Raw genomic sequence first — 22,686 nt, forward strand, 5'->3', positions numbered from 1 at the left:
GCCCGGCCATGACGATGTGGAAACTCCGACGACCAAATCTGCTGCGTCAAAACGACGTGCCGGCCCGCCTCGGCTTGGCCTCTTCCAGCTCGGTCTCGCGCGGCACCGGTGAAATACGGAGCGCGGTGATGCGGTTGCGCTCGCGGCGGAGGACACGGAAGCGGAAGCCGTGGAAGGTGAAGCTCTGGCCGCGGTCGGGGATCGATCGCGCCTCGTGAATGACGAGGCCGGCGACCGTCGTTGCCTCTTCATCGGGCAGATGCCAGTCGAGCGCGCGGTTGAGATCGCGAATCGGGACCGAGCCGTCGACCACGACAGAGCCATCGGGCTGGCGGCGCACGCCTGCGACCACGACATCGTGCTCGTCGGAGATATCGCCGACGATCTCCTCCAAGATGTCTTCGAGCGTCACGAGGCCCTCGACCTCGCCGTACTCGTCCACGACCAGCGCGAAATGCGTCTTGCGGCGTCGGAACGCCTTGAGCTGTTGGGAGATCGGCCGCATCTCCGGCACGAACCAGGGCGGCAGCATGATGGTGGTGACGTCGATGCGCGACGTGTCGCCCTCCGACGCGCGGATGGCCCGCAGCAGATCCTTGGCGTGCAGAATGCCGATGATGTTCTCCGACTTCTCGCGCCACAGCGGAATGCGTGTGTACTCGGTAGCCAGCACCTCCCGCACCAGCTCTTCCGGCGGCAGGTCGGCATTGATCATCACCATGGCGGTGCGGTGAACCATCACGTCGGACACGGTCAGCTCGCCGAGGCGGAAGACGTTGTGAATATACTCGGCCTCACCGCTCTCGATCTTGCCGTGCACGGCCGATTCCTCAACCAGGCCTTCGATCTCCGAATCCGTCAGGATCTCGTGCTGCGAAAACTCCTGGACTCCGATCAGACGCAGGATCGCGCCCGAGGCCGTGTTGAGGCACCAGCTCAGCGGATAGAACACGAGATAGGACACATGAAGCGGATACGCGATCCACTGCGACACCGGCATCGGCTCCCTGATCGCAAGCGTCTTCGGTACCTGCTCGCCGATGATGATGTGCAGCGAAGAGAAAACCAGGAAACCCGCCACGAACGAGGTGAAGTGCAGCGTGGCTTCCGACAGTCCGAGCGGGCTGAGGACCGGGCTCAGCAGCGCAGACACGGTCGGCTCGCCGATCCAGCCGAGCCCGAGGGAGGCCATGGTGATGCCGAGCTGGCAGCAGGCGAGATAGGATTCGATGTTTCCCATCATGGCCTGCAGCAGGTGCGCGCCGAAGCGGTTCTGCTCGACCATGGCCTTGACGCGGAAGCCGCGGCTCTTCACGAGTGCGAACTCCGCCGCCACGTAAAACGCGTTGGCAGCGAGCAAGAGGACCGCAAGCAGCAGATTGATCGAGATCGAACTCATGTTTGCCTCGCGACCGCCGTGACCGTCCGCCCTTCCGTGTGGGCGGCATGTCCGGACGATCCCGCCATCATTGCGACAGCTTCGATTTCAGGAAATCCCGCACCAGCGCCGGCTCGACGTCCTTCGCGATCACCGCGCGTCCCACCGCTTCGAGCAGGATGAAGGTGAGCTTGCCGCGCTTGACCTTCTTGTCCTGCGCCATCAGACCCATCAGCGCGTCGGCATCGGCGAGTCCTTCCTGCGCGAAGCCCGCGATGTCCTGCAAGCGCGTCGGCAGCCCCGCCTCGATCAGATGACGCTCGACCCGCGCTGCGTCGGCTTCGCCGATCATGCCGAGCTTCGCCGAGAACTGTGCCGCCAGCGTCATGCCGATCGCGACACCCTCGCCGTGGAACAGGCGATCGGAGAAGCCGGTCGCAGCCTCCAGGGCATGACCGAAAGTGTGGCCCAGATTGAGCAGCGCGCGTTCGCCGGTCTCGCGCTCGTCGCGCGCGACGATCCCCGCCTTGGCACGGCACGAGGTCGCGATGGCGTGCTCGCGGGCCGCGCCGCCCTTGACGATGTCGGAATGGTTCTTCTCCAGCCAGGTGAAGAAGGCCTCGTCGCCCAGCACGCCATACTTGGCGACCTCGGCGTAGCCAGCCCGGAATTGGCGCGGCGACAGCGTGTCGAGCACGGCGGTGTCGGCAATGACCAGCACCGGCTGGTGGAAGGCCCCGAGCAGGTTCTTGCCCTGCGGCGAGTTGATGCCGGTCTTGCCGCCGACGGATGAATCGACTTGCGCCAGCAGGGAGGTCGGCACCTGCACGAAATCGACGCCGCGGCGCAGGATCGCGGCCGCAAAGCCGGCGAGATCGCCGACCACTCCGCCGCCGAGCGCGATGACGAGATCATTGCGCTCGATCTTCGCGGCGATCAGGGCCTCGCTGACCTTCTCGAGGCCGGCGTAGGTCTTGGAGATTTCGCCTTCCTCGACCACGATGCGTGAGGTCGGAATTCCGCTGGCGGCGAGCGAAGCTTCGGTCGGCTCGAGCCAGTGCTTCGCAACGGTGCGATCCGTCACGATCGCGGTGCGGACACCGGGGCGCAGGCGCGCGAGCCGTTCGCCGACCGAGGCCAGCACGCCGCGGCCGATGACGATGTCATAGGCGCGATCGCCGAGCGCGACGTCCACCTTGACCGGATCGGAATGCTTCAATGGCGCAGTCATCTTAACGCACTCGCAACGTCGGCAGGTGGTTGGGCGGCGTGTCCGCCGCAGAGGCGGGCGTGCAGCGCCTCGATGCATTCCTCGACGATCTTGTCGTGGGGCACGTCGCGCGAGGCGATGGTGAGGTCGGCATCGGCATAGACCGGCTCGCGCTCGGCGAGGAGGCGGGCCACGGTTCCTTCGGGGTCGGCGGTCTGGAGCAGCGGACGGTCGGCACGGCGGCGCACGCGGCGCATGATGACGTCGTGGTCCGCCCTCAGCCAGATCGAGATCGCTTTCGCCGCGATGCGCGTGCGCGTCTCCTCCCGCATGAACGCGCCGCCGCCGGTCGCCAGCACCACGGGTCCGCTCTCGAGCAGGCGCGCGATCACCCTCGCCTCGCCGTCGCGGAAATGCGGCTCGCCGTGGTGCTCGAAGATTTCCGGTATGGTCATGCCGGCTGCCGCCTCGATCTCGGTGTCGGCATCGACGAAGGGCAGCTTGAGGCGGGTCGCCAGGCGGCGGCCGATGGTGGATTTGCCCACCCCCATCATGCCGACGAGCACGATCGAGCGCGCACCGAGCGCCGACAGGATGTCGGCCTCGGGCGAAGCAGGAAGCGGCAACGCGGCGTCGGACATGTCTCGCTCGATCGGATCTCGCTCGATCTACCGCCAAAGGCAGCAGGCTTCGGCCACCTATACGACCCCACAGGGGCCCTCGCCAGAGGACTCTTGCCATGAAAGGACGAACATGTTGGATGATTTCATTGATTAATTTGTCCGTCCGGCCCCGTCTCCGAGATCTCGCCGATGCCCAGCCTGTTCCGCTTCCTGACGGTCGTCGCCGTGATCGCAGGCATCGTCTACGCCGCGGTTTTCGCGTTGGCGAATTTCGTCAGTCCCAAGTCGCGGGAGATGATCGTGACGATCCCGCCGGATAAGTTTCTCAAGAAATAGGAGCTAGCCTCCGGGGCATGCGCACCAAGCCCTCAGACACCAAGCTCATCGGCCTGTTCCTCGACATGCTCGCCGCGGAACAAGGTGCCGGGCCCAACACGCTCGATGCCTATCGCCGCGACCTCGCCGATTTCTCGGAGTTCCTGGGCCGAGCCGGCCACAATTTTGCGGATGCGGAGACGCAAACGCTGCGCGACTATCTTGCCCACCTCGACGCCCGCGGCTTCAAATCCACCAGCGTCGCACGTCGGCTGTCGGCGATGCGGCATCTCTATCGCTTCCTGCTGAACGAGCGCATCCGGACCGACGATCCCGCCGCGATCCTGTCCGGCCCCAAGCGCGGCCGCGGACTGCCAAAGGTGCTGTCGATCGCAGACGTCGATCGCATGCTTCGCCGCGCCAAGGAATTGAGCGAGGCGCAAGACGCCTCTCCATCGAAACGGATGCGAAGCTTGCGGCTCTATTGCCTGCTCGAGGTGCTCTATGCCACGGGCCTGCGCGTCTCCGAGCTGGTGGCGCTGCCGCGCTCGGCGGCCAAGCGTGATGCACGCATGATCGTGGTGCGCGGCAAGGGCAACAAGGAGCGGCTGGTGCCGCTGAACGAGGCCTCGCGCCAGGCGATGGCCGATTATCTCGCCGCGACGGAAGCCGCCAAGGGCGACAAGAAGAACAGCTTGGCCGCCTCGAAATGGCTATTCCCGTCCTTCGGCGAAAGCGGGCATCTGACGCGGCAGCATTTTGCCCGCGACCTCAAGGAGCTCGCGGTCGCATCGGGCCTGCAGGCCCGGCTGGTGTCTCCGCACGTGCTGCGCCACGCCTTTGCGAGCCATCTGCTGCACAATGGCGCGGACCTGCGCATCGTGCAGACCCTGCTCGGCCACACCGACATCTCCACGACCCAGATCTACACCCATGTGGTCGAGGAACGGCTGAAGAGCCTCGTGCGCGACCTGCACCCGCTGGCGGAGAAGTGAGTTTTCCGTAGCCCGGATGGAGCGCAGCGAAATCCGGGATTCTCACCTTGCGGGTAGACCCCCCGGGTTGCGCCGCGCTTCATCCGGGCCAGGGGCGACCCATGAAACCGCCTTGACTTCGGCCACTTCTCCGCAGAAAGAGCCGGGGCCTTTCGACTGATTGGCGGGCTCGCTCGCAGCGCACAGGTCAACCCATTGAAGAAGCTACACTTCTTTCCGACAATCTAAATCCGCTTCGCCGCCTCGCCCCGTCCTCCCTATATTGAGTTGATGCAAGACCAGATGCGCAGCTATCTCGACTTTGAAAAGCCCGTTGCCGAGCTCGATTCCAAGCTCGACGAGCTGCGGGCCATGGCAGCCTCCGGCACCGACATTGCCGAGGAAGTCTCGCGCATCGAGGACAAGGCGGCGCAGGCGCTGGCCGACCTCTATCAGAACCTGACGCCCTGGCAGAAGACGCTGGTGGCGCGGCATCCGCAGCGCCCGCATTTCAACGACTTCATCAAGGGCCTGATCACCGAATTCACCCCGCTCGCCGGCGACCGCAAGTTCGGCGAGGACGAGGCGCTGGTCGCCGGCTTCGGCCGTTTCCGTGGCGAGCCGATCTGCGTGATGGGCCAGGAAAAGGGCGATTCCACCGAGAGCCGCATCCGGCACAATTTCGGCATGGCCCGGCCGGAAGGCTATCGCAAATGCGTGCGGCTGATGGAGATGGCCGAGCGGTTCGGCCTGCCCGTGTTGTCGCTCGCCGATTCGGCAGGCGCCTATCCCGGCATCGGCGCCGAGGAGCGCGGCCAGGCCGAGGCGATCGCGCGCTCGACCGATGCGTGCCTGGCACTGACCGTGCCGAACGTTGCCATCATCACCGGCGAGGGCATGTCGGGCGGCGCCATCGCCATCACCACCGCCAACAAGGTGCTGATGCTGGAGCACGCCATCTACAGCGTGATCTCCCCCGAGGCCGCCTCCTCCATCCTCTGGCGCGACGGCACCAAGGCGCAGGAAGCCGCCAACAACATGAAGATCACCGCCCAGGACATGCTCCGCTTCGGGGTGATCGACGCCATCCTGAAGGAGCCGGTCGGCGGCGCCCACCGCGACCCCGCCGCCATGATCGCCACCACGGGCGATGCGATCGCCAAGGCCTTCGACGAGCTGCGCGGGCTTGATGGCGAGGCCATCCGCAAGCAGCGGCGGCAGAAATTCCTGGAGATCGGCCGGAAACTGGGCTGATTTGGCATTGGGCCGTCATTCCGGGCGTCCAAAGGGCGAAACCGGAATGTCGGGCCGGGCCAGGTAACCCCGCATTAACCCTTTTTTTGCCCAAATCGGCGATCTGAGTGGTGATGGGCCCGAAAAGCCCAAGTCCGGCCCAAAGTCGCGTCCATTCAGTCTTCGTTGACCATGCCACTGGGCCAACGCCCTCGTGATCCCCGCTCGGGTTGCGACCACATGACCCAGAGGTTAGAATTTTAATCAATGGCTTCAGGGCATAAGCGCTGGAGCGTGGTCTGAAAAACCCGTCCCAGGCGGGCCCGGTCATCCGGTCGGATCGTGCTCCAAACGATTGGGGTTTGCGCTCGCTGCCCGGCACGGTGTGGGGTCGATCTTGATTTCTCGTTCGCTTGCTCGCGCGCTCTTGGCTTCGGTTGCGCTGATGACGGCCGGCGTCCTGCTCTCGGGCTGCAACACCGACCAGGTCTCGCTCGCGACCAACGCCAAGGCCAACCAGCCGGTGCCGCCGAAGCTGATCGCCGCGATGGCCGAGAAGGACATGGACCTGCAATCGCCGATCCTGGTCCGGCTGTTCAAGCAGGAGGCCGAGCTCGAGATCTGGAAGCAGACACGGAGCGGCCAGTTCGCCCTGCTCAAGACCTATCCGATCTGCCGCTGGTCGGGCGACCTCGGACCGAAGGTGCGCGAAGGCGACCGGCAGGCGCCGGAGGGATTCTACTCGATCAATCCGAGCCAGATGAATCCGCAATCGGCCTATTACCTGTCGTTCAACACGGGTTACCCGAACGCGTTCGACAAGGCGCTGGGGCGCACCGGCTCGCAGCTGATGGTGCATGGCGATTGCTCCTCGCGCGGCTGCTACGCGATGACCGACGAGCAGATCGCGGAGATCTATTCGCTGGGGCGCGAATCCTTCTTCGGCGGCCAGAAGGCATTCCAGCTGCAGGCCTATCCGTTCAAGATGACGCCGGTGAACATGGCCAGGCACCGGAACAACCCGAACATGCCGTTCTGGAAGATGATCAAGGAAGGCTATGATCATTTCGAGGTGACGCGGCAGGAGCCGAAGGTCGATTTCTGCGAGAAGAAATACGTCTTCGATGCGGCAAAGCCTGCGGACGCCAAGCGTGACCCCGTGTTCGACGCCTCGGCGAAATGCCCGGCCTATGTGATCCCCGAGGAGATCGCCAGCGCTGTCCGCCAGAAGCAGGCGAAGGACGAGGCCGAATACGCAAGGCTTGTCGCCAAGGGCACGCCCGTGGCGCGCCTGAACACCGGCATCGACGGCGGCATGAACAAGGTGTTCGCCGCGAAGATTCCGGAAGGCTCGACCGGCCTGTCCGAGAGCGCCGAAGGCACCACGCTGCAGATGCTGGCGATGGCGAAGGCGCCCGGCACGATCCCCAGCCACGTCAACCCGCCCAAGCCGAATCTCGACGCCGTGGCATCCGCGCCTGCATCGCAGGAAGAGCCGGTCGTCGCGGTGAACGCGCCCGCCAGCACCCGCGTTGCCAATGCTGCGCTGGCGAATAAATCCCAGGAGAAATCACAAGGCGGCGGCTTCTTCTCCAATCTCGGACGCAAGATGGGCATCGGCTCGTCGGAGACGACGGCGACCACGCCGCCGGCGCAAACCACCGCCTCGGTCGCTCCGGCCACCACGACGCCGAATCCGCCAACCGCGGCGTCGCGGCTCAAAGCCGCCGTGACACGGTTCGTGCCCGGGCACGACAAGTCCAAGGATGCCGCGAAGGAGGCGCCGAAGCCGATCGTTGCGGCCAAGCCCGCCGAGCCGGCGAAGCCCGACACGCGTCTCGCCCAGACGCGCCCCGCGCTGAAGCCGTCGGTGAGCGATGGCGCGAGTGAAGCGACGCAGATCATGGGCGCCGCTCCGGTGGTGCAGTCGAACTCGTTCGAGAGCCGCTTTGGGGCGGTGAGGTAGCGGGCGACTTTCGGTTTCGCTCCACACTCGCACTGTCATCGCCCGCGAAGGCGGGCGATGAGCCTTCCAGAGACGCTTGTGGTTGAACCGAGAAGCCGCAGCGTACTGGGTGCCCCGCCATCGGCGGCATGACAGTCGAAGTGGGCAGCGAGCACAGCGGCTCACTCACGAACAACTGGCGCCTACGGCGCCAGATAGCGCATCAGCTCCGGATTGCTTCTCACCTCGCCCGCCTCGCCTTGCAGCGCGACCCGGCCGCGGTCGAGCACGTAGGCGTAGTCGGCGACGCGCAGCGCCAGGTCGAGGTGCTGCTCGACGATGATGACGGCGATCTCCTTGGCGAGATCGATCAGGCGTTCGGTGATCTCCTCGATGACGCCGATCCAGACGCCTTCGGTGGGCTCGTCCAGCAGCAGCAGCTTCGGATCGCCCAGCATGGCGCGGCCGATGGCGAGCATCTTGCGCTCGCCGCCCGAGAGCGTGCCGGCAGGCTGGTCGAGGCGCTGGCCGAGCTTGGGGAAAATCGTCAGCACGCGGTCGACGGCAGAGGCATCCTTGCGCGCGAGCGAGCCGACGGCGAGATTGTCGCGCACCGACAGGCGCGCGAACACCGAATGCTCCTGCGGCACGTAGCCGATGCCGGCGCGCACGCGCTCCTGGGTGGCGCGGCGGCTGATGTCGCGGCCGTCGAAGGCGACCTCGCCCTTCCACGCCGGCAATTCGCCGACGATGGTCTTCATCAGCGTGGTCTTGCCGGCGCCGTTGCGCCCGAGCACGGCGACGCCGCCGCGCCAGGGAATGCCGAGGTTGACGTCGAACAGGACCTGGCTGCGGCCGTAGCCGGCGTCGAGATGCTTGATGTCCAAAAATTCAGGCACGGCGCAGATAGATCTCCTGGACGGACTTGTTGGCCTGGATCTCGGACACCGTGCCGGATGCCAGCACCTTGCCCTGGTCAAGCACGGTCAGCCGATCACAGATGTCGCGGATGAAATCGAGGTCGTGCTCGACGATGACGAGCGAGCAATGCTGCTTGATCGGCTGCAGCAATTCGCCGGTGACGCGGCGCTCCTCCAGGCTCATGCCGCCGGTCGGCTCGTCGAGCAGCAGCAGCTTCGGCTTGCCTGCCAGCGCCATCGCGATCTCCAGCCATTGCTGCTGGCCGTGCGACAACGCCGCCGCCGCCTCGAAGGCGCGGTCGGCGAGCCGGAACTGGGTCAGCATGGTCATGACCTGGTCGTGCAGGAGCCCGCGCGTGCGCGAGAACACGAGATCGAGCAGCGAGCACTGCGCCTGCAGCGCGAGCAGGATGTTGTCGTAGAGCGTCAGCGACGGCAGCACGGAGGTGATCTGGAATTTCAGGCTCATGCCGGCGCGGGCGCGCTCGGTCGGCGTGAACTCGGTAATGTCGGTGTTGACGAACGACACCTTGCCCTGCGTCGGCACCTCGGCGCCGGCGATGCACTTCATCAGCGTGCTCTTGCCGGAGCCGTTCGGGCCGATCAGGCCGTGGAATTCGTTCTCGCCGACGGTGAGCGAGGCGCCATCGAGCGCGGTCAGCTTGCCGAAGACTTTCTTGACGCCGGCGGCTTCAAGGAGCGGCATTGCGCTTCTCCTTCGGCTTGGCGCCAAAGCTGCCGACGCGCTCGCGCTCGCCGAGCACGAAGCTGATCAGGCCGAGCGGGCGGAACAGGATCACGAGCAGCAGCAGCAGACCGAGGATGATCGGCCAGATGTCGCGGTAATTGTCCGAGAGCCAGAAGCTGACGCCCTCGACGATGATGGCACCGATCACCGCACCAATCAGCGTGCCGGAGCCGCCAAACAGAACGTAGAGCACGACCTGGGTCGAGACCACGACGCCGACCATGTTGGGCCAGACAAAGCCTTCGTGAAAGGCATAGAGGCTGCCGGCGAGACCGGCGACGGCCCCGCCGATGGTGAAGATGATCGCTTTCAGATGCTGCGCCTTGTAGCCGAAGAAGGCGATGCGCTGCTCGTTCTCGCGCAGGCCGGCGAGCGCAAGACCGAATTGCGAGCGCACCAGGAAACGGCACAGCAGATAGACCACGACGAGGATGCCGAGCACCAGATAGTAGAAGGCGGGGCCCTCGGTGAAATCATAGCTGCCGAGCGACATCGGTGCGATCGAGGGGATGCCGTTCTGGCCGCCGAGATAGTACCAGCCGCGCGCGAGGCGATCGGCGGCGTAGGAGCCGGTCAATGTGCCGAGCGAGACGAAGATGACGCTGGAGGGATGCCGGCCCAGCAGCAGGAAGCCGCCGAGCAGCAGCGCGAAGGTCAGGCCGATCAGCGTGCCCGCCGGCAGCACCAGAAGGATGTTGGTGACGTTGAGGTCACGCGCGAGCAGCGCCACGCCGTAGCCGGCCGAGCCGAAGAACAGGGCCTGTCCGAAGCTCATGATGCCGGCATAGCCCCAGACCAGGTCGAACGACAATGCGAACAGTGCCAGGATGATGACGCGCGTCGCGAACACCGTGAGATAGTCCTGCAGCACCAGCGGCGCGAGCAGCGCCGCGACGAGCACGACGCCCTCGACGATAGGCAGGACTTTTCGTGCGGTCGGTCGCTCGGCTGGCACGCCTTCTGCCACCGAAACATCCGCCTCATCCACGACGGCGGCGTGGATCGCTTGCTTGGCTGCACCCATGAACTTCAGCATTCCGAGTTAAAGCACCTTGCGGCGGGCACTGCACCTCTCCCCCCGGGGGGAGAGGTGACGAGCGGCGCGCGTCAGCATTCCTTGGGATCGACGAGGCCGCTACTGCGCGCAACGATCTCGTAGTTTCCGCCCTTGGCGACCGCGGTGTACATCTTCATCTTGCAGTGCCGCTTGCCCGGAACCATCTCGGCGGGTCCGCCGGGACCCTCGGCGATCTTGGCGTGATCGAGCGCGGCCGCGACCGATTCGCGGTCGATCTTGCCGGCTTCCTTGACCGCAGCTTCCCACAGCTTGAGACCGCGATAGGTGCCGGTCGCGGCACTGCCGGCAGCGAAGAGGAAGTTGCCGGGGAAGTCCTTCTCGTAAGCGGCCTGGATCTTGGCGTCGAACGGGTTCTCCTTGGTCAGCACCTTGAAGTAATCGAGACAGCTGGCGAGGCCTTCGATCTCGGCGGCCTGGTTGATGTTGAGCGTGTTCTCGTCATAGTAGACGCAGGCGAGCCGCCCGCCGTTCTTGAGGAAGCCGGCCTCATAGAGCTGCTTGAAGAACGGGCCGACGCCGGGCGGGATGACGGTGTTGAAGACCACGTCCACCTTGTTGGAGATGATGCGGTTGACGGTCGATGAGAAATCGACCTGGTCGAGCGGATAATATTCTTCGAACACGACCTCGCCGCCGTTGGATTCGATCACCTTGCGCGCGTAAACGTTGAGCGTGTGCGGCCAGACGTAGTTGGCGCTCGGCAGCGCGAACTTCTTGCCGCCGTTCTTGATCAGCCAGGGGATGAACTCGTCGCATTGCTGCGCCGGGGTCGGGCCGGTGCAGAACAGATAGGGCGTGCACTCCTTGCCCTCGTAGAGCTGCGGGTAGATGTAGAGCGTCTTGCCGCGCGCCACGATCGGGTCCTTGATCGCGTTGCGCATCGACGAGGTGATGCCGCCCAGCACCATGTCGACCTTGTCGCGCTGAATCAGCTTGCGCACGTTGCCGACCGCGACGGATTCGTTGGAGGCGGTATCCTCGATGTAGAGCTCGAGCGGACGGCCGAGCAGGCCGCCGGCGGCGTTGATCTCCTTGATCACCATCTTGGCGACGTTGGCGTCAGCGTTGCCGGCATAGGCGATCGGACCAGTGAGATCGGTGGCGATGCCGACCTTGATCGGGCCCTCGGCCGCGTTGGCCCAGGGCGCCGGGATCACCCAGCTGCCGACGCCGGTTGCGACGGCTCCGGAAGCAAATGCGAAATTGGAAAGAAAGCGACGTCGCGTGAGCTGAGTACGATCGAACATGTGATTAAACCCCTTTTCCAGCGATGAGGCCCTGCGGGCGGAATTTGATGAAGACGATGGCGAGGACGAAGACGAGGACGTCGGCGACGACGGGCGCCATCACCCAGGGCAGCGCGGCGCTGAGCGTACCGATGACGCCGGCACCGGCAACCGGTCCGATGAACGAGCCGACACCACCGACCATGACCGCGACGAAGCCCTGGATCAGGAAGCGCAGGCCGAGATCGGCGAACAGGCTGAACACCGGCACGATCAGCGCGCCGGCAAGCCCGGCAAGCGCCGCACCGAAGGCGAAGGTCGCGCCGTAGATCAATGGCGTTGAGATGCCGGAGGCACGTGCCAGCGACGGATTCTCCAGCGTCGCCCGCACGCGCAGGCCAAAGCTCGTGCGCGACAGCAGCAGATAGCAGGCGCCCATCACCAGGAGCGTGATGACGATGATGGTGAAGCGCCAGGCCGAGATGTGCATGGCGCCGATATCGATCGAGCCGCCGATCGGCTCCGGCACGGTGAGATAAAAGCCGCCGATCAGGCCGCGCACGGATTCGCGGATGATCAGGCCGAGCGCATAGGTGCCGAGCATGGCGACAATCGGCGCGGCATAGAATCGTCGGATGATCAGCGCCTCCAGCACGAAGCCGAGCGCGCCGACCACGAAGGGCGCTGCGACCATGCCGGCCCAGATGGGCAGGCCCTTGGCATAGGCGAGATAGGTGATGTAGGCGCCGAGCAGGACGAACTCGCCCTGCGCGAAGTTGAAGATGCCCATCATGCTGGCGATGATCCCGAGCCCCAGCACGATCAGGACAATGATCGCGCCGAAGCTCAGGATCTCGAACGCCGCAACGAACGCGTTAGCCATGCGCTGCTGTTCCGCCCGTCTGCATTGATGGTCCGCTCACATCTTCTTCCAATCGCCGATCTTCTCGAAGGCGTGGGCGGCGCGGTAGATGGTGGACTCCTCGAACATGCGTCCGACCAGCATCAGGCCGACCGGCAGACCGTCGACCATTCCGCATGGCAGCGACATTGCCGGATGATGCGTGATGTCGAACGGCGCGGTGTTGGAGATCATCTCCAGCGCGCGCGCAACGTATTCCTCGCGGCTGGCATTCGGCTCCGGCAGCTTAGTGGCCTTCATCGGCGTCGTCGGCAGCAGGAGCAGATCGTAGTCCTTGAACGCCTTGTCGTAGGCCGCCGTCAGCCGGCGCGAGATGTTGAGGGCCTTGCCGTAGAAGCGGGGACCGAAATTGTTGTTGATGTAGGTGCCGAGCAGCATGAACAACTTGGTCGTCTCGGACAGCGAGTCCGCCTGCCGGCGCCAGCCACGATGAAAATCCATCAGCGAGGTCGAATACAGATCGCCGCGGCTGAGACCGTAGCCGTCGCCGAACATCATGGTCTGGGTCAGGCCCTCGGTGCCGATCGGGGTCCAGATCGCGCCGCCCAGAAGATGCATCGGGACCGAGATGGTCTCCACGCTGGCGCCCAGATCCTTGAAGCGCTTTGCGGCCTCGCGGACGCTTTCGTTCACCGCGGCCTCTGCCGTCGGCTGCTCGAAGCCCTCCTTGAGGATACCGATCTTCATTCCCTTGACGCCCTGGCCGAGCGCCTTGGTGTACTCCTCGACCTTCGGCGCCTTGATGCGCGGATCGTAGCCGTCGTCGCCGGCGAGCACTTCAAGCAGCAGCGCGTTGTCTTCGACCGTTGCGGTCATCGGGCCGGTATGGTCGACGTAGATCTCGATCGGCATGATCCCGGTATAGGGCACGAGGCCCCAGGTCGGCTTCATGCCGTAGATGCCGCAGAACGAGGACGGCATGCGGATCGAGCCGCCCTGATCGCCGCCGATTGCCATGTCGACCTCGCCGAGCGCGACGACGACACCCGAGCCCGACGACGAGCCGCCGGCCGAATAGCCCATCTTGTGCGGATTGTGCACGGGTCCGTAGGAGCCGGTGTGACTGCCGCCGGAGAGGCAGAAGTGCTCGCAATGCACCTTGCCCTTGATCTCGGCGCCGGCATCCAGCATGCGCGTGACGATGGTGGCGTCGAAGTCGGGCACATAGCCTTCCAGCGTCGACGAGCCATTGGTCATGGGCACGCCGGCCAGCATGATGTTGTCCTTGAGCGCGACGGTCTTGCCCTTGAGCTTGCCGCTGGCCGCACCCTTCACGGTCGACTTGCGATACCAGGCATTGCGCGGATTCTCTTCAGCCGAAGGCCGATAGCCCGGCGTGCGCGGATATTTCACCTCCGGCAGCTCGTCCGGCATCGTGGCAACGAGGTTGTAGGCTTCGATCGAGCCTTGCATCAGGCCGCGGAACGAGGCGACGTCATCATCGGTGAGCGAAAGGCCGCATTGCTCGGCGACACTGCGAAGTTGGGCTGGCGTGGGAAGGGCAACTGTCACGGCGCTCTCCTTGAAGGCTTCTTGATCCCTGGCGTTGGTCGGAAGCCACATCTGCTCGCGCCTGCATGGCACGGCCCGATCGGCTTCGCGTCGTTACTAGAGACGGAAATATTTTCCTTTTCAAGTATTATTTCGAAGACCGCTGCGACGGATCAGCAGCCGCCTCTCAGAGCGCCTTGATGATCTTGAAGTCGAGACCGTCGGCTTCAGCGAGATACATCGGCATCTCGGCACGGCCATCGCGAAGAGTTACAGGACCACGGCCGGCCGAGTAGACGGTGTTGCGCGCGGCCTTCAGCAGCGGCCGAAACGCCAGCGAGCCGGCGCGATTGGCAACGGATTCGAGGAAACGCAGCCCCTCATAGTTCGACTGACCGACGGAGCCGACCGGCGGCGCGTTGGCGCCGAACATGGCCTGGTAGCCGCCGAGAAACTCGTCGTTGGCGCGCGAGGCCATGCAGTTGAAGTAGCCGGACGCACAGAACAGATTCTCGGTGTTGTCGGCGCCGATGCCGAGCAGCACCGTCTCGTCCATCGCGCCCGCAAGCCGCAGCGTCGACGTCGCCAGGCCCGCTTCCGCGAAGGCGCGGTTGAAGGTGATGCTGTCGGTGCCGATCAGCGAGATCAGCACCACGTCGGGTCTTGCCGCACGGATGCGGGCCAGATGCGGCTCATGATTGTCCTCGCCGACGGGCACGAACTCCTCGCCGACGACCTGGCCGCCCGCCTCCTTGATGTAGCGCTTGACCGCGCGATGCGATTGCCATGGCCAGACGTAGTCGCTGCCGATCAGATACCAGCGCGCCGCCTTCTTGACCTCGGCGAGCCAGTGGATCGACGGCCGGCTCTGCCACCGCGGCGTTTCGCCGATCGCCATGACGCCGGGCGTGCGCTCGCCGCCTTCGTAGACGGGCGTATAGATGTAGGGGATGCGGTTGCCGGTGACCTTGCGCAGCGCGACGCGGACCGCGCTGATGTGCGAGCCCATGATCAGGTCGACTTCATCGAGGGCGATCGCGTGCTCGGCCCGCCGCACCACGTCTTCGATCGGGCCGCCGGAATCGTAGATCGTGAGCTCGAGCTCGCGGCCCAGAATGCCGCCGCGCTTGTTGATCTCGGCGACCGCCAACATTGCGCTGTTGGTGGAGGTCGGCCCCCAGATTCCGGGCGAGCCGGTGAAAGTGAGGAAATTGCCGATGCGCAGCTTGTTGCGCGCGCCGCGGCGCTTCATGACCTGCGCGTCGAATGGCGACAGGTCGACATCCGCCGCCGGTGACGACAAATTCCTGAACAGCAATGACGGCGGCAACGCCGGACCGCCGTGAGCCGGGAAATTTACCGTCGCGCGCACGCCAACTCCTGCCTGGTACCAGACCTGAAAGCACATTCTTCGGGCGGCCGCGGCTTCCGCCCGTTTGTTGGGCAATGATCCTATTTTGGAAATATTGAATATTCAAGAATTGAAGTGCATATAGATGCAGCATCGATTGCAAGACATTCACTCATTTGGGTCAAGACGAAGTCTTAGCCGTGGCAAAACCGTCGAAAGAAAACACCCCGATCACCGAACATCTCGCCTACCTGCTCGCGCAAGCCAACCGGGAGATCAACCGGCAGCTCGAATTGCGGTTGAGCAAGGAGGGCGTGCCGGTCGAGCAATGGCGCATCCTGAAGGTGCTGTCGGATGGCAACGGCCATTCGATGGGCGAACTCGCGGATGCCGTGCTGCTCAACCATCCGACCCTGACGAAGATGATCGACCGCATGGTCTCCGACACGCTGGTCTATCGCGTGCAGGATCCCAACGATCGCCGCAAGGTGCTGATGTTCATCTCCGATCGCGGCAAGGTGCTCTGCAGGAAGCTCAACTCGCTCGCGGTGGACCAGGAGGAGCACATCCTGGAGAGCTACGGCGACAAGTCGACGAGCGAGCTCAAGCGGCTGCTGGAGAGCCTGATCGACAGTTCGAATTAGGCTTCGTGAACTCGAGCGTGGCGCCTTGCGAGGCGGACACACTCACCTGCCGCTCTGTGCAGGGGAGAGTCACGCATCTCAATGTACGGAGCGAGTCCTTTCCGTCCAGCAAGTATGGCAACCCCGAGCAGGTGGAAGTTCTGCCGCTCGCAGCGATACATTTCAACTCCAACGCAACCAGTTGAAGGTAAGATTCAAGGTGCAGGGTTGCGACCGAGGAGCGGGGGAGTTTGGATTGTCATCCCAATGTACTCGCGGGTGGAACTTGTATCATCGCTCCCGCGGTCTCCTGAGCGGATAGGGCTGATCGGACGGCGCAACCTAGGCGGCATCTTCAACCGACTTCGTCGTGCAGCGTTGCCTTCTTATTCAGCGCTTAGGGCTCGCCCGGCAGCCATGTGGAGGACGAGCAGGCCGCGCTTGATGCATCACCGCCAGCACGAGAGGGCATAGCGTTGGCCGTTCCAGGTCGTCCAGCCCACGGCCTTGTTGCTCACCGGTTTGGCCAGGTACCATTTATTGCCATCAGCGTGGTGGAAGTAGACGCCGCCCTGCGTTCCGCTGCGTGGATTTGTCAACTTCACCCATCGCGAGCCATTATCCGAGAAGCTGCCCGACCAGCGTACTCCCGAGCTGCTCGTGCAAGTGCCGCCGTTGCAGGTGGTCTGACTGTCATCAACTGCAACCCATTTCATCCGGGCCGACCGGCCGTCTATGTTGCACGACCATGTTCCGCCCCACCATCCGACCACCTGGCTCGCAGGGGCAGAACCGCAGGCTAAGAAACTGAGGGCAAGAGCACAGAAGGCAGTCGGCAGCGCGCGTTTGGGCATTGTCTGGTTTCCAATTTTCTGGACCGCGTATTGTGATTCAATCACAACACAGATTGAGCTCTGTTGAGGTGATTCAGATCACAAAGAGCAGCGGCGAAGATTGGATGCCTACCCGACGGCGTTCTCCGGGAGAACGTCTCGCGGTTTGAGCATAGGCTTTCCTGGTGTCGAAGGCCCTTCAGCCGCGCAGCCGGACCGACGACGGTCGCCGGCAGTCTGCGGACGCAGCAGCATCGGAAATGCATCGGAAGCATTCAACGCATGGCGAACTCGCGGGCCAAACAGCAACGCGAGTTCGCCAGGTCTTGAGATCACCGATCAGGCATACCGCCCGTGGCAGTGCTTGTACTTCTTGCCGGAGCCGCACGGGCAATCCTCGTTGCGGCCGACCTTGCCCCAGCTGGCGGGGTTCTTGGGATCGCGCAGCGCGGCGTCGCTGGCCTGGGCGCCGAGCGAAACGCTGGCGAGCGCCATCTCGTCCTCGCCGGTGTTCGGATCGAACTTGTGCGCTTCCATCGGCGGCAGCGCCGGAGCTTCCTGCTCCGGCGGGACGATCTCGACCCGCATCAGCTGCGCCGTGACGGCCTCGCGCAAGTGAGCGCTCATCTCCTGGAAGAGATTGAAGGCTTCCGTCTTGTACTCCTGCAACGGATCGCGCTGGCCGTAACCGCGCAGGCCGATGACCTGGCGCAGATGGTCGAGCATGATCAGGTGCTCGCGCCAGAGATGGTCGAGGGTCTGGAGCAAAATGGTCTTCTCGACGTAGCGCATCACGTCGGGCCCCCATTGCGCGACCTTGGCGGCCATGTGCTCGTCGGCCTTGGTCTCGATGCGGGAGAGCAGCTCCTCGTCGGCGATGCCCTCTTCCTTGGCCCATTCGTCGACCGGCAGGTCGAGATCGAGCACGCGCTTCAATTCGTCCTTGAGCCCGGCAACATCCCACTGTTCGGCATAGGCATGCTCGGGGACGTGCTTGGCGACGAGATCGTCGATGAAGGCATGGCGCATGTCCGTGACGGTCTCGGCAACGCTCTCGTCCTTCATCAGCTCGATGCGCTGATCGAAGATCACCTTGCGCTGGTCGTTCTGGACGTTGTCGAACTTGAGCAGGTTCTTGCGGATGTCGAAGTTGCGCGCCTCGACCTTCTGCTGCGCCTTCTCCAGTGCCTTGTTGATCCAGGGATGGATGATGGCCTCGCCCTCCTGCAGGCCGAGACGCTGGAGCATGCTGTCGAGGCGGTCCGACCCGAAGATGCGCATCAGATCGTCTTCCAGCGACAGGAAGAACTTGGAGCGGCCGGGATCGCCCTGACGGCCGGAACGGCCGCGCAGCTGGTTGTCGATGCGGCGGGATTCGTGGCGCTCGGAGCCGATGATGTAGAGGCCGCCGGGCTTCTTCACGGTCTTGGCCGGCTTGGAGCCCTTCGCCGGCTCGAGCTCGACGGTCTCCTCGGCCTTCAGCACGATCTCGCGGAAATGCGCGATGTCGGCCTTGATCTGCTCGATCTTCCTGGCCTTCTCGGCCTCGTCCTCGATTCCTGCGGTCTCCTGCTGGATGCGCATCTCGAGCGAGCCGCCGAGCTTGATGTCGGTGCCGCGGCCGGCCATGTTGGTCGCAATCGTGATCGCGCCGGGCACGCCGGCTTCAGCGACGATATAGGCTTCCTGCTCGTGGAAGCGTGCGTTCAGCACCGCGAACAGCTTGGCCGGCTTGCCGGCGCGGGCCGCGGCATAGAGCTTGTCGAGCGCGTTCTCCTTGCCGAAATCGATCTGCTTGTAACCGTTCTTCTTGAGAAACTCGGCGAGCACCTCCGATTTCTCGATGGACGCCGTGCCGACCAGCACCGGCTGAAGCCGTGCATTCGCGCGCTCGATCTCGGCGAGGATCGCGCGGTATTTTTCCTGCTGGGTGCGGTAGACCTCATCGTCCTCGTCGAGGCGCGCGACCGGCAGGTTGGTCGGGATCTCCACCACCTCCAGCTTGTAGATGTCGAACAATTCGTCCGCTTCGGTCGCGGCCGTGCCGGTCATGCCGGCGAGCTTCTCGTACATGCGGAAGTAGTTCTGGAAGGTGATCGAGGCCAGCGTCTGGTTCTCGGGCTGAACCTGGACGTGCTCCTTGGCCTCCAGCGCCTGGTGCAGGCCTTCCGAATAGCGGCGGCCCGGCATCATGCGTCCGGTGAACTCGTCGATGATGACGACCTCGTCGTCGCGGACGATGTAGTCCTTGTCGCGCGTGAACAGCGTGTGGGCGCGAAGCGCCTGGTTGATGTGGTGCACGACGGAGACGTTCTCGACGTCGTAGAGCGACTCGCCCTTGAGCTGGCCGGCATCGCGCAGCAGCGTCTCGATCTTCTCCATGCCGCCTTCGGTGAGCGTCACGGTGCGCTGCTTCTCGTCGACGTCGTAGTCGGTCTTGTCGAGCTTGGGCAGGAAGCTGTCGATGGTGTTGTAGAAATCGGATCGGTCGTCGAGCGGACCGGAGATGATCAGCGGCGTGCGCGCTTCGTCGATCAGGATGGAGTCGACCTCGTCGACGATGGCGAAGTAATGCGGCCGCTGGACCATGTCCTCGAGCCGGTACTTCATGTTGTCGCGGAGATAATCGAAGCCGTATTCGTTGTTGGTGCCGTAGGTGATGTCGCAGGCATAGGCCGCCTTGCGCTCGGCGTCATCGAGGCCATGGACGATCACGCCCGTGGTCATGCCCAGGAAGCCGTAGATCTGCCCCATCCAGCCGGAGTCGCGGCGGGCGAGATAGTCGTTGACGGTGACGACGTGGACGCCCTTGCCGGCGAGCGCGTTGAGATAGACCGCGAGCGTTGCCACCAGCGTCTTGCCTTCGCCGGTCTTCATCTCGGCGATGTCGCCCTCGTGCAGCACCATGCCGCCGATCAGCTGGACGTCGAAATGGCGCTGGCCGAGCGTGCGCTTGGCCGCCTCGCGCACGGTGGCGAAGGCAGGCACCAACAGGTCGTCGAGCGTCTTGCCGTTCGCGAGCTGCTGCTTGAATTCCGCGGTGCGGGCCTTGAGCGCCTCGTCAGAGAGCTTTGACAGCTCGGGCTCCAGCGCGTTGATCGCGTTGACGCGGGACTGATATCCCTTCACCCGCCGGTCGTTGGCGGAGCCGAAAAACTTGCGGGCGAGCGCGCCGATCATGCTTAGTTCCTGTGTTCGCGAATTAACCGCGTTGGCCTAAGAAGTTGTCACCCGCCTGCCTATCAACTCACCGTGACGCCTCGTGGCGTCAGAGCCCGGACTGCGGGGGTCGTCCGCCATATGGGTGGGAATTGGGCAAGTCTGGGTTCAACGGCCAAAAACGCAGCAAAATAAACGCTATCGCCATGGTCGCGACCGGCCAGAGATATGGCCCGGTCAGGGCCTTGTCAACGGCGGGCGCATTGCGGCTAATTCATCATTTTGACAGACTTTTCGCGTTGCCAAGCCCCCCTGAATTGGGCGAGTGTCCGCCCCGCTCGAGCAGCCCCCTGCTTCAACATAAGGATTTTCCATGACCACCTCGTTCCCGGTAACCACCGGCCAGCGCTTTCGCCATGCGTCCGCCCTGGCTGGGAGCCTCGCTCTGGCGCTGTCCCTGGCGTTCGCGGGCCCGCTCCGGGCCGCCGATGATCCGGTGCTGGCGAAGGTCAATGGCGCGGAAATCAAGAAGAGCGACGTCACCATGGCCGAGGAGGAACTCGGGCCGAGCCTCGCCCAGATGGACCCGGCGACCAAGGACGAGAACGTCCTGTCCTTCCTGATCGACATGAAGATCGTCAGCAAGGCTGCCGAAGACAAGAAGATCGCCGACAGCGAGGAGTTCAAGAAGCGCCTGGCATTCGCCCGCAATCGCCTCCTGATGGACAGCCTGCTCGCCAGCGAGGGCAAGGCCGCGACCACGCCGGACGCCATGAAGAAGGTTTACGAGGAGGCCTCCAAGCAGATCAGCGGCGAGCAGGAGGTGCGCGCCCGCCACATCCTGGTCGAGACCGAGGACGAGGCCAAGGCGGTGAAGGCCGAGCTCGAGAAGGGCGCCGATTTCGCCGAGCTCGCCAAGAAGAAGTCCAAGGACCCGGGCTCCGCCGACGGCGGCGACCTCGGCTTCTTCACCAAGGAGCAGATGGTGCCGGAGTTCTCGGCCGTGGCGTTCTCGCTCGAGCCCGGCAAGATCTCCGATCCGGTGAAGTCGCAGTTCGGCTGGCACGTCATCAAGGTCGAGGAAAAGCGCAACCGCAAGGCGCCCGATTTCGAGCAGGTCAAGGCCCAAATCGAGCAGTACGTGACCCGCAAGGCCCAGGCCGAATATGTCGCCAAGCTGCGCACCGAAGCCAAGGTCGAGCGGCTGAACCAGCCGGCGGCGGATGCGTCCAAGGACGCCAAGTCCGATGCGAAGCCGGCGGACACTGCCAAGCCGTCCGACAGCAAGATGGCGCCCCCGGCGAAGAAGTAAGAATTCGCTGTCACTTCGCGGACGCCAATAGTATCTAACGTCGCAATGGCCGGGGGATCCCCCGGCCATCTGCATGTCCAGACCCCACCAAGGCGCCCCGCGATGTCCTCCTCCGTCTCCCCGCTCGCCCCGAAGACCGTCCCCGACATGCCCGTGATCGCGGGCGTCCGTCTTGCGACGGCCGAGGCCGGCATCCGCTACAAGAACCGCACCGACGTGCTGCTGGCGGTGATGGACAAGGGCACGGCGGTCGCCGGCGTCTTCACCAAGTCGAAGTGTCCCTCGGCGCCGGTCGAATGGTGCCGCGCCAAGCTGAAAGGCGGCAAGGCGCGCGCGCTGGTGGTCAACTCCGGCAACGCCAATGCCTTCACCGGCAAGACCGGCCGCGCCTCGACCGCGCTGACCGCGAAGATCGCGGCCAAGGCGGTCGGGTGCAGCGAGAGCGAGATCTTCCTGGCCTCGACCGGCGTGATCGGCGAGCCGCTGGATGCGACCAAGTTCGACGGCGTGCTCGGCCGTCTCGCCGGGACCGCCGAGCCCGGCGACTATCTCGCCGCGGCCAAGGCGATCATGACCACCGACACTTTCCCGAAGGTCGCGACCGCGACCGTCAAGCTCGGCAAGGCCAAGGTCACCATCAACGGCATGGCCAAGGGGGCCGGCATGATCGCGCCCGACATGGCGACCATGCTGTCCTTCATCTTCACCGACGCGCCGATCGCGCCCGCGGCCCTGCAGGCGCTGCTCAAGGCCGGCGTCGAGGACACCTTCAATGCGGTGACGATCGACGGCGACACCTCGACCTCGGACACGTTGCTGGCGTTCGCGACCGGCTCGGCCGCCGAACACGGTGCGCCGCGGATCAGCCGCGCCAGCGACCCCAGGCTGAAGGCCTTCGTCAAGGCTTTCAACCAGATTCTGGCCAATCTCGCCGAGCAGGTGGCTCGCGACGGCGAAGGCGCGCGCAAGCTGGTCGAGATCACGGTCGAAGGCGCCAAGACCAAGGCCTCCGCACGCAAGATCGCGATGTCTATCGCCAACTCGCCGCTGGTGAAGACCGCGATCGCGGGCGAAGATGCCAATTGGGGCCGCGTGGTGATGGCGGTCGGCAAGGCCGGCGAGCCGGCCGATCGCGACAAGCTCTCGATCTCCTTCAACGGCATCCGCGTCGCCAAGAACGGCGCACGCGATCCGTCTTACGACGAAGCGCAGGTGTCGGAAGCGATGAAGGCGCCGGAGATCGCGATCAGGGTCTCGCTCGGGCTCGGCAAGGGCCGCGACCGCGTCATGACGTGCGACCTCACCAAGGAATATGTCGCGATCAACGGGGACTACCGGTCCTAGG

The 22,686-nt window shown here is 64.5% G+C and carries 19 protein-coding genes; 7 read left to right on the plus strand and 12 right to left on the minus strand.

The genetic code is table 11. The annotated features are described in order from the left end of the window. Positions 1–46 precede the first annotated feature (46 nt). The 3 genes from ASG57_RS18740 to ASG57_RS18750 form a co-directional block, all read right to left on the minus strand. Positions 47–1,399, minus strand: a complete 1,353-nt coding sequence (locus tag ASG57_RS18740) for a hemolysin family protein (protein ID WP_024339257.1) — start codon at positions 1,397–1,399, stop codon at positions 47–49. Between the two features lie 67 nt (positions 1,400–1,466). Continuing rightward, positions 1,467–2,609, minus strand: a complete 1,143-nt coding sequence (gene aroB / locus ASG57_RS18745) for a 3-dehydroquinate synthase (protein ID WP_057196975.1) — start codon at positions 2,607–2,609, stop codon at positions 1,467–1,469. Further along, complete coding sequence (locus ASG57_RS18750) at positions 2,606–3,229, minus strand: shikimate kinase (protein WP_024339259.1); 624 nt, start codon at positions 3,227–3,229, stop codon at positions 2,606–2,608. Before ASG57_RS18750 ends, aroB begins: the two co-directional genes overlap by 4 nt. 171 nt (positions 3,230–3,400) lie before the next feature. On the opposite strand from ASG57_RS18750, the gene ASG57_RS18755 reads away from it, so the two are divergent. The 4 genes from ASG57_RS18755 to ASG57_RS18770 all read left to right on the plus strand — a co-directional run bounded on the left by ASG57_RS18755 (position 3,401) and on the right by ASG57_RS18770 (position 7,699). Then, complete coding sequence (locus tag ASG57_RS18755; protein WP_035698066.1) at positions 3,401–3,547, plus strand: hypothetical protein; 147 nt, start codon at positions 3,401–3,403, stop codon at positions 3,545–3,547. A 17-nt stretch (positions 3,548–3,564) separates the two neighbouring features. Beyond that, positions 3,565–4,521 carry a site-specific tyrosine recombinase XerD gene (gene xerD, locus ASG57_RS18760; protein ID WP_024339260.1) on the plus strand — a complete coding sequence of 319 codons (957 nt, stop codon included), beginning with the start codon at positions 3,565–3,567 and terminating at the stop codon, positions 4,519–4,521. A gap of 270 nt (positions 4,522–4,791) precedes the next feature. Next, positions 4,792–5,754 carry an acetyl-CoA carboxylase carboxyltransferase subunit alpha gene (locus ASG57_RS18765; RefSeq protein WP_024339261.1) on the plus strand — a complete coding sequence of 321 codons (963 nt, stop codon included), beginning with the start codon at positions 4,792–4,794 and terminating at the stop codon, positions 5,752–5,754. 424 nt (positions 5,755–6,178) lie between these two features. Next, positions 6,179–7,699: a L,D-transpeptidase family protein gene (locus ASG57_RS18770; protein WP_051160668.1), complete on the plus strand. Its 1,521-nt coding sequence runs from the start codon at positions 6,179–6,181 to the stop codon at positions 7,697–7,699. A gap of 182 nt (positions 7,700–7,881) precedes the next feature. Here ASG57_RS18770 and ASG57_RS18775 read toward each other — a convergent pair whose 3' ends face one another. The 7 genes from ASG57_RS18775 to ASG57_RS18805 form a co-directional block, all read right to left on the minus strand. Beyond that, on the minus strand, positions 7,882–8,577 hold the full coding sequence (locus ASG57_RS18775) for a branched-chain amino acid ABC transporter ATP-binding protein (protein WP_057196976.1): 696 nt from the start codon (positions 8,575–8,577) through the stop codon (positions 7,882–7,884). Continuing rightward, the gene (locus tag ASG57_RS18780) at positions 8,570–9,304 is read right to left on the minus strand and encodes an ABC transporter ATP-binding protein (protein WP_024339264.1); all 735 of its coding nucleotides are present in this window, start codon (positions 9,302–9,304) and stop codon (positions 8,570–8,572) included. Before ASG57_RS18780 ends, ASG57_RS18775 begins: the two co-directional genes overlap by 8 nt. After that, a complete protein-coding gene (locus ASG57_RS18785; protein WP_057196977.1) occupies positions 9,291–10,382 on the minus strand; it encodes a branched-chain amino acid ABC transporter permease in 1,092 nt (363 codons plus the stop codon). The genes ASG57_RS18780 and ASG57_RS18785 overlap by 14 nt, the downstream gene beginning before the upstream one ends. Before the next feature lie 71 nt (positions 10,383–10,453). Further along, positions 10,454–11,671 (minus strand): substrate-binding protein, encoded by a 1,218-nt coding sequence (locus ASG57_RS18790; protein WP_024339266.1) that lies wholly within the window; start codon positions 11,669–11,671, stop codon positions 10,454–10,456. A gap of 4 nt (positions 11,672–11,675) precedes the next feature. Continuing rightward, positions 11,676–12,533 (minus strand): branched-chain amino acid ABC transporter permease, encoded by an 858-nt coding sequence (locus ASG57_RS18795; RefSeq protein WP_024339267.1) that lies wholly within the window; start codon positions 12,531–12,533, stop codon positions 11,676–11,678. A gap of 36 nt (positions 12,534–12,569) precedes the next feature. Beyond that, complete coding sequence (locus tag ASG57_RS18800) at positions 12,570–14,084, minus strand: amidase (RefSeq protein ID WP_024339268.1); 1,515 nt, start codon at positions 14,082–14,084, stop codon at positions 12,570–12,572. Between the two features lie 166 nt (positions 14,085–14,250). Then, entirely contained in the window at positions 14,251–15,435 is a 1,185-nt protein-coding gene (locus tag ASG57_RS18805; RefSeq protein WP_024339269.1) for a substrate-binding domain-containing protein, read from the minus strand. 179 nt (positions 15,436–15,614) lie between these two features. On the opposite strand from ASG57_RS18805, the gene ASG57_RS18810 reads away from it, so the two are divergent. After that, positions 15,615–16,058, plus strand: a complete 444-nt coding sequence (locus tag ASG57_RS18810) for a MarR family winged helix-turn-helix transcriptional regulator (RefSeq protein WP_024339270.1) — start codon at positions 15,615–15,617, stop codon at positions 16,056–16,058. 428 nt (positions 16,059–16,486) lie between these two features. On the opposite strand, the gene ASG57_RS36840 is transcribed toward ASG57_RS18810, so the two are convergent. Together ASG57_RS36840 and secA are read right to left on the minus strand one after the other, a co-directional pair. Then, positions 16,487–16,891, minus strand: coding sequence for a DUF6006 family protein (locus ASG57_RS36840; RefSeq protein ID WP_080654873.1), 405 nt, complete (start codon positions 16,889–16,891; stop codon positions 16,487–16,489). Positions 16,892–17,209: 318 nt separating this feature from the next. Further along, complete coding sequence (gene secA / locus ASG57_RS18815) at positions 17,210–20,050, minus strand: preprotein translocase subunit SecA (protein WP_057196978.1); 2,841 nt, start codon at positions 20,048–20,050, stop codon at positions 17,210–17,212. A 352-nt stretch (positions 20,051–20,402) separates the two neighbouring features. On the opposite strand from secA, the gene ASG57_RS18820 reads away from it, so the two are divergent. Further along, positions 20,403–21,341 (plus strand): peptidylprolyl isomerase, encoded by a 939-nt coding sequence (locus tag ASG57_RS18820; protein ID WP_057196979.1) that lies wholly within the window; start codon positions 20,403–20,405, stop codon positions 21,339–21,341. A 102-nt stretch (positions 21,342–21,443) separates the two neighbouring features. Then, positions 21,444–22,685 (plus strand): bifunctional glutamate N-acetyltransferase/amino-acid acetyltransferase ArgJ, encoded by a 1,242-nt coding sequence (gene argJ, locus ASG57_RS18825; protein WP_057196980.1) that lies wholly within the window; start codon positions 21,444–21,446, stop codon positions 22,683–22,685. Position 22,686: the final 1 nt, after the last annotated feature.

It is taken from the genome of Bradyrhizobium sp. Leaf396 (assembly GCF_001424605.1).
In the GTDB taxonomy this organism is placed as follows: Bacteria; Pseudomonadota; Alphaproteobacteria; order Rhizobiales; family Xanthobacteraceae; genus Bradyrhizobium; species Bradyrhizobium japonicum_C.